The following is a 6,911-nucleotide window of genomic DNA, read 5'->3' on the forward strand; positions in this document are numbered from 1 at the left end:
CCTCGGATTCTCATTCTCCTCCATGCTCGATTATGTCGATTTAGAGGCCGACCTCGACGCGGAGGAGCGACTCATCCGCGACACCGCCCGCGAGTTCGTCGAGGAGAAGGTCCGTCCCGACATCGGTGACCACTGGATAGAAGGGACCTTCCCGACGGAGCTCATCGAGGAGATGGGCGAACTCGGCTTCTACGCGCCGAACCTCGACGGCTACGACCTGCCGAACGTCTCCGAGACGGCCTACGGCATCCTGATGCAGGAGTTGGAAGCCTGCGACTCCGGGCTTCGCTCGATGGCGTCCGTGCAGGGCGCGCTCGTCATGTATCCGATTCACTCCTACGGGAGCGAGGCCCAGAAGGACAAGTGGCTGGAGGCGATGGGTCGGGGCGAGAAAATCGGCTGTTTTGGCCTGACGGAACCGAATCACGGCTCGAACGCCTCGGCGATGGAAACCCACGCCGAGGCCGACGGCGACGGCTACGTGCTCAACGGGACGAAGACATGGATTACGAACTCGCCGCTTGCGGACGTGGCGGTCGTCTGGGCGAAAGACCACACCAGCGAGGATAATCCGGTGCGTGGCTTCCTCGTCGAGACGGATCGCGACGGCGTCGAGACGCCGAAAATCGACGAGAAGCTCTCTCTGCGCGCGTCCATCACGGGCCAGATCGAACTCTCGAACGTCCACGTCCCCGAGGAGAACGTCCTGCCGGGCGTCGAGGGGATGAAGGGCCCGCTCTCGTGTCTCACGCAGGCGCGCTTCGGTATCGCGTGGGGCGCAGTCGGCGCGGCGCGCAACTGCTTCGAGACCGCCCGCGAGTACGCCACCGACCGCGACCAGTTCGGCAAGCCAATCGGCTCCTTCCAGCTCCAACAGGAGAAGCTCGCCGAGATGGCGACCCAGATTACCACCTCGCAGCTGCTCGTCCACCGGCTCACCGAGCTGAAAGAGCGCGGCGACCTCCGACCCGAGCAGGTGTCGATGGCGAAGCGCAACAACGTCCGGATGGCGCGCGACCAGTCGCGCATCGCCCGCGAGATGCTCGGCGGCAACGGCATCACGGCCGACTACTCGCCGATGCGCCACATGGCGAATCTCGAAACCGTCTACACCTACGAGGGGACCCACGACATCCACTCGCTCATCGTCGGTCACGACCTGACCGGGATTCCGGCGTTCCAGTAGGCGAACAGGTGGCCCGTGGCCGGCGGCGACGGGCGGGCCACGCTCCCGCCGTGACCCGTCGCCGCGACAGTTACGTCACGTGCGGATTGCTTCGTTCTCGTATTTGAACGTACGCCGGCGCGTTTGCGTGGAATTAAGCCGGCGGGTGCAAATTTTGCGCCATGGAGACGCTACTGCTCGACCCCGACGACGTGTCGGCGGGCGCACACACCTCGGAGCTTATCGTGGCCGTAGAGGAGGCGTTCGCCGCCTACGAGCGCGGCGACATCAAGATGCCCGCGAAGTCGTACATCGACCTGCCGGAGTACAACGGCGACTTCCGGTCGATGCCGGCGTACATGAAAGCCGACGACTGGGACGCCGCCGGCATCAAGTGGGTGAACGTCCACCCGGACAATCCGGACGACCACGACCTGCCGACCGTGCTCGGAACGATGATCTACTCGGACCCGACGAACGCCGTCCCGCTCGCCATCATGGACGGGACGACGCTGACGCGCAAGCGCACGGGTGCAGCCGCCGCCGTCGCGACCGACCATCTGGCCGTCGCCGACGCCTCGACGCTGGGTATCATCGGCGCTGGCGTCCAGTCGTACACGCAACTGGAGGCCATCAGCGAGGTGCGCGACATCGAGACGGTCGTCGTCTCGGACCTGCGCGAAGAGGCAATCGAGCGGTTCATCGACCGCTTCGGCGACGAGTTCGACGTGCGCGAGGGGTCGCCCGCGGAGGCCGCCGGCTGCGACATCCTCTCGACAGTAACGCCCGTCGAGCACCCAATCGTCCCCGACGAGGCCGTCGGCGAGCACACCCACATCAACGCGATGGGGGCCGACGCGCCCGGCAAGCACGAAATCGAGGACGCCCTCTTACAGCGAGCGACGCTCGTCATCGACGACTACGAGCAGTGTACCCACTCGGGAGAGATCAACGTGCCATGGTCGCAAGGACTGCTCACCGACGAGGATATCTACGGTGAACTCGGTGCCATCGTGACCGACGCCCTCCCGGCCCGCGGTGAGGAGGGTGGCCCGACGGGTGTCACCGTCTTCGACTCGACCGGACTCGCGATTCAGGACGTGGCTGCGGCCCACGTCGTCTACGAGCAGGCGACCGACCGCGACATCGGCACGCCGTTCCAGCTGGTCGACACGCGCGTCTAAGCGAGCAGTTCCTTCATCGGCGGCAGGTCCCACCCTCTCGATACGGCGAGCAGTCGCGTGCCAACCGTGACAGCCACACAGGCGACGGTCGCGCCCCGGAGGCCGAGACCCGTCACGGCGACGTAGCTCATCCCTCCGAGCACGGCGGGGATCGCGTAGATGTCTTCGAGCAGGACGAACGGCGAGCGGTCGAGTAACAGGTCTGTCAACGCGCCGCCGCCGACAGCGTTGATAGTTGCGATCGCGACGACGCCGAACGCCGACAGCCCGGCGTCGGTGGCGACGATGCTCCCCGTGGCGGCGAACGCACCCAAGCCGGCAGCGTCGGCAAACTGCGTCGCCGGATGTCTGTCCGGGTCGCTGATGACGAGGGCGAGACCGACAGCGAGCACGACACCGAGCAGTCCGTAGCTGAGGTTCGACGCCGTCTGCACCGAAAGCGGGATTCGGTCGACGAGGATGTCCCGCGTCGTCCCGCCGCCGAAGGCCGTGACCAGCCCGACGACCACGACGCCGAAGGGATCGAAGCCGGCGCGAATCCCTTTCATCGCGCCGACGAGCGCAAACGCCACCAGCCCGACCGCGTTGACGACGGCGAACGCGGAGTCGACCACCATCTCACTCACCCCAGAACTGCTCCAGTCCGAACGGGAGCATATCCGGCGAGACGGGCTGGAACTCCTCGCGCTCGGGCCCGAGATACGCCCGCACCGAATCCCACGAGTCGCGTGCGTAGCGAGCGTCGAGGAGGACGCGCACGCCAACCTCCTCGGGACCGCGAATCACCCGCCCGATTGCCTGTCGCGCTTTTCTGACCGCCGGCACCGTCAGGGCCGTTTCGAAGCCGTCACCGAACTCGCGGTCGTAGGCCGTCCGGACCGCGCGCGTCCGGGGTGACGCCGTGTTTACGATCGGGACACCACAGACGACGGCGGCTGCGAGTCGGTCCCCGCGATAATCGACGCCCTCGGTCAACGTTCCACGCAGCGAGGTGACGAGCACCTTCCCGTCGCCGCGGAAGAACTCGGCTTTGAGCCGTTCGGTGGCGTCGTCGCCGCTGGACTCGTCGATGAGCACCTCCTTGTTCAGCGAGTCGAGGACGCCGGCGGCCCACTCGGCCTCGGCGTAGGAGGGCATCCCGACGAGGACGTTGCCCGGAGATTGGGCCACCTCCCGGAGCGCGTTCGCGTAGATACGTCTGGTGTCGTTTTCTGACTCCGCTCCCGCGTCCACCGACGCGGTCGCCGGCGGATAGCCGCGGTTGTCGTGGGTGAACTTCGGCACGTCGACGGCGAAGGAGGCGCGATTCTCCTCGGGGAAGGCGAGTTCGTACTCCCGCTGTTCGACGGGGCGGCCGTCGGATTCGAGGTCAGCGAGACCAGACACCTCCTCGAACACGTCGAGCGGAGCGAGGGTCGCACTCATCAGGACGCCGCCGCCGAAATCGCCGAGTCGCTCGGCGATGGCGTCGCCGGGGACGCAGTTGTGGACGGCGAGCGCGGCGTTGTAGACGCCCCGCCAGCCGTTGGTCGCGTCGGCGTCGGCGTAGCTGCGTTCGAGTTCAATCTCCCGGAAGTGGTCTGTGTGGTCGTTGCGATACCACGCGCCGAGCACCCGACCCGTACCCGGAGCGGCGCGGCGGGCGTCCTCGTCTTCGGCCTCGTCGAGGATGCGCCCGACGACCGCACCGACCGTCTCGGCGCGCGACCAGACGGCGTCGGTGTAGCCTTCCGACTCGGCCCATTCGGTGATGGCGTCCACGCCGGGCTGTTCGGGGTCGCGCAGGGGAATCTCCTCGTCGGGGAGGTCCGTCGGGTCGGCGCGCCAGCCCCGGTGTTCGGCGTCGAGGTGTGACTCGATGCGGTCGGCGATTTCCTCGCGGAGGTCACGGATGAACTCACGCAGCGTCGCGAGTTCGTCGACGGAGACATCGCTCTCTTCGAGTTCGGCACGGATGAGGTCACGCGCCTCCGACAGGCCGGCGGTCGTGCGCTCGCCTCGCTGGCCGTCGAGGGTGAGCGGCTGGAGGACGCGCGCGAGTTCGCTCTCGGCGTCGCGCAGGGTGGCGTCGCCGACGCGCTCGGAGACCAAATCCCGGACCCTGGGTTCGAGCATGTGCGCCTCGTCACAGACGACGAACGTCGAGTCGTCGAGCAGTGCGCCGGTGAACGAGCCGACGGTCGTCGGGTCGAAGGCGTGGTAGTAGTTGCCGATGACGACCTCGGCGTGGCCTAAAATCGCGCCCATCATCGAGTGCGGGCAGGTGCCGTGGCTCGCGGAGAGACGCACGAGGTCGTCGCGCTCGATGAGTCCCTCGTCGGTGAAGTCGAACGGGACGGCTTCGGCGGGGTCACCTTCCTCGGGGAGGTCGTCGAGATACTGGGCGTAGAAGGGACAGTACTCCACTCCGCCGTCCGTCTCGACCGTGTCGGGCGGGTACGGCGTCGGCTCGCCGAGCACCTCCATGAACTGCGCGGTCGCGTCGCTGCCGGAGTCAGCGAGACCGACCTGCTGGCTCCGGGCGCGACCGGCGAGCGAACCGGCGGTCGTCTCGTCGGTCAGCCCGCGCGTGCGGTCGCGCAACCCCTCACACCGGTCGTATACGTTCGCGTCGTCGATTCCCGCGCGGGATTCGATGTTGTACGGGCACACGTCCGCCTTGCCGACGAGCGTCATCGCGGTGACGGGGTCGTAGTCGGCGGGAAGATTCTCGTTGAGCGTCTGGAGGTCAGTCTCGAACTGCCGCAACTGCTGTTTGACGCTCGTGAGGACGACGACGCGCTCGTAGTCGGAGTCGGGGTCGCGGGTGAGGTGAATGCCGGCGGTGAGCGCGAGCATCGTCTTGCCGGTGCCGCACGCGCCCTCCAAGCTCAAGAAGCCGGATTGCCGTGCGACGCTGACGGCGGCGTCGATCCCGTCCTCCTGTTCGGGGTACGGCTCGTCGTGGCCGAAGATGTCCCGCCAGTCGTCGCGTGTCACTGTCGCTTCGTCTGTTCGGGCCACGGATGTGTAGTGGTCACGGCTTCGGACAAAAACCTCCTCACCGTCGCCACGGCGACTCGATGTCGATATCCAACTCCTCGAGGACGGGGCGCATCTCCTCGCGCTTCTCCTGGTGGTCTTCCAGGAACTCGGCCATCAGCTCGGCGGCCTGCTCCTTGCAGCCGCCACAGAGCCGCTCGCCGCCGACACACTCCTCGTACACCTCGGTCGCAAACTCGTCGTCCTCGCCGGCGAGCAAGTAGGTGTACAACTCGTAGACGGGACACTCGTCTGCCTTCCCGCCGAGTTCGCGCTGCTCTTTGGCGCTGGTGCGTCCGCCCGTCGTCGCGGACTTCACCTTGTCGTAGCCGTCCTCCGGATCGTCGAGCAGGCTGATGTGGGAGGCCGGAATCGAAGAGGACATCTTCCCGCCGGTCAGTCCGGTCATGAACCGATTGTAGATGGAGGAAGGAGCAATGAAGCCGTAGCCGCCGTGGCCCAGTTCCACCTCGCGGGCGAGCTCCTCGGCGGCGTCGGCGTCGAGATCGAACGTGTCGACGTGGCCCTCGAAGACGCGTTTCTCCCCGTCGATGGCATCGATGAGCGCCTCGAACGCCTCGTCGGTAGCGTTGCGATCGAGGAACCGGACGCGGGGGCGAATCGGCTCCTTGCCCGCGTTGTCGAGTTTGGGCAGGACGCTCGTGCCGGCCTCGTCGGCGTGGTGTTCACGCAGGTAGTCGGCGGCGTCCTCACACCGGATATCGTCGTCGTCGATGGCGTCGTACGCCGCGCGGATGAGGACACGCTCTGCGGGGTCGGCCTCGAAACTGGCGTACGCCTCCGTCACCCCGAAGTAGCGGGTCCGGTCCGCGAGGTCGCGGGCAAATCGCATGTGCGGATCTTGGTCCGGTCCGACTGGGATGACGGTCGGCTTCGGTTCGTCGAGTTGCGGATAGAGGATATCGGCCATCTGGGTGACGACCGACTGCATGTGTGAGATGTTGGTCTCCCCGTCGAAGCCATACAGCGCCTGCATCTCCGAGAAGTTCGCCTCCGCGCCCAGCTCGAAGGCGAGGTTCTGGAGCCGTTCGTTGCCCGATTGGCGGTAGATTTCTCCTTCCTCGGGGTCGAAACCGAGCGCGAGCAGCGAGAGCAGATACTCCTCGGTGTGGCGGTCGATCTCTGCCCACGAGAGACCGCGGGCGGAGTTCGCCTCCAGGTCGGCCACAAGCGCGTAGGCGTCGCCGCCCTGCTGTTGATGATAGACGATCTCCTCGATCATCAGCTTGTGACCGATGTGCGGGTCCCCGGTGGGCATCCAGCCCGAGAGGACGGCGAAGGGGTCGTCGTTGGCCATCGCGTCGGCGATTGGCCCGTAGTCGCGGTGGCCGAAGACGACGCCTCGGCGCATCAGATAGTGGGGGTTCGGCACCTGCGGGAGCACGTCGTCGAACGCCTCGATGCCGAACTGCTCGAACAGCTTCCGGTAGTCGTCGACGCTCGCCGACCCCCACGGGTCGAGGGTCACGTCGTCGGCCCCGGCCGCGCTCCCGCCGTCGGCCATCGCCCGGCCGGTCTCG

General features: G+C 66.9%; 5 protein-coding genes. 2 read left to right on the top strand and 3 right to left on the bottom strand.

The features are described 5' to 3' along the window. The first annotated feature begins 22 nt into the window (after positions 1-22). A complete protein-coding gene (locus DMP03_RS07915; protein ID WP_152120169.1) occupies positions 23-1,186 on the top strand; it encodes an acyl-CoA dehydrogenase family protein in 1,164 nt (387 codons plus the stop codon). A gap of 161 nt (positions 1,187-1,347) precedes the next feature. Continuing rightward, positions 1,348-2,349: an ornithine cyclodeaminase family protein gene (locus tag DMP03_RS07920; protein ID WP_152120170.1), complete on the top strand. Its 1,002-nt coding sequence runs from the start codon at positions 1,348-1,350 to the stop codon at positions 2,347-2,349. On the opposite strand, the gene DMP03_RS07925 is transcribed toward DMP03_RS07920, so the two are convergent. The 3 genes from DMP03_RS07925 to DMP03_RS07935 are packed head-to-tail and all read right to left on the bottom strand — an operon-like array spanning position 2,346 to position 6,895. Then, positions 2,346-2,966, bottom strand: a complete 621-nt coding sequence (locus DMP03_RS07925; protein ID WP_152120171.1) for a trimeric intracellular cation channel family protein — start codon at positions 2,964-2,966, stop codon at positions 2,346-2,348. The two genes, DMP03_RS07920 and DMP03_RS07925, sit on opposite strands and share 4 nt — an antisense overlap. A 1-nt stretch (position 2,967) precedes the next feature. Next, positions 2,968-5,352 (bottom strand): ATP-dependent DNA helicase, encoded by a 2,385-nt coding sequence (locus DMP03_RS07930; RefSeq protein ID WP_225870792.1) that lies wholly within the window; start codon positions 5,350-5,352, stop codon positions 2,968-2,970. Between the two features lie 37 nt (positions 5,353-5,389). Continuing rightward, positions 5,390-6,895 carry a tryptophan--tRNA ligase gene (locus DMP03_RS07935; protein WP_152120172.1) on the bottom strand — a complete coding sequence of 502 codons (1,506 nt, stop codon included), beginning with the start codon at positions 6,893-6,895 and terminating at the stop codon, positions 5,390-5,392. Positions 6,896-6,911 lie beyond the last annotated feature (16 nt).

The organism is Halosegnis rubeus (assembly GCF_009184545.1).
Taxonomy (GTDB): Archaea; Halobacteriota; Halobacteria; order Halobacteriales; family Haloarculaceae; genus Halosegnis; species Halosegnis rubeus.

What these genes read in the sequence shown, in the direction of transcription:
- DMP03_RS07915 (WP_152120169.1), top strand. Translation starts at nt 23, where the DNA reads ATGCTCGATTATGTCGATTTAGAGGCCGACCTCGACGCGGAGGAGCGA.
- DMP03_RS07935 (WP_152120172.1), bottom strand. Translation starts at nt 6,895, where the DNA reads ATGGCCGACGGCGGGAGCGCGGCCGGGGCCGACGACGTGACCCTCGAC.
- DMP03_RS07920 (WP_152120170.1), top strand. Translation starts at nt 1,348, where the DNA reads ATGGAGACGCTACTGCTCGACCCCGACGACGTGTCGGCGGGCGCACAC.
- DMP03_RS07925 (WP_152120171.1), bottom strand. Translation starts at nt 2,966, where the DNA reads ATGGTGGTCGACTCCGCGTTCGCCGTCGTCAACGCGGTCGGGCTGGTG.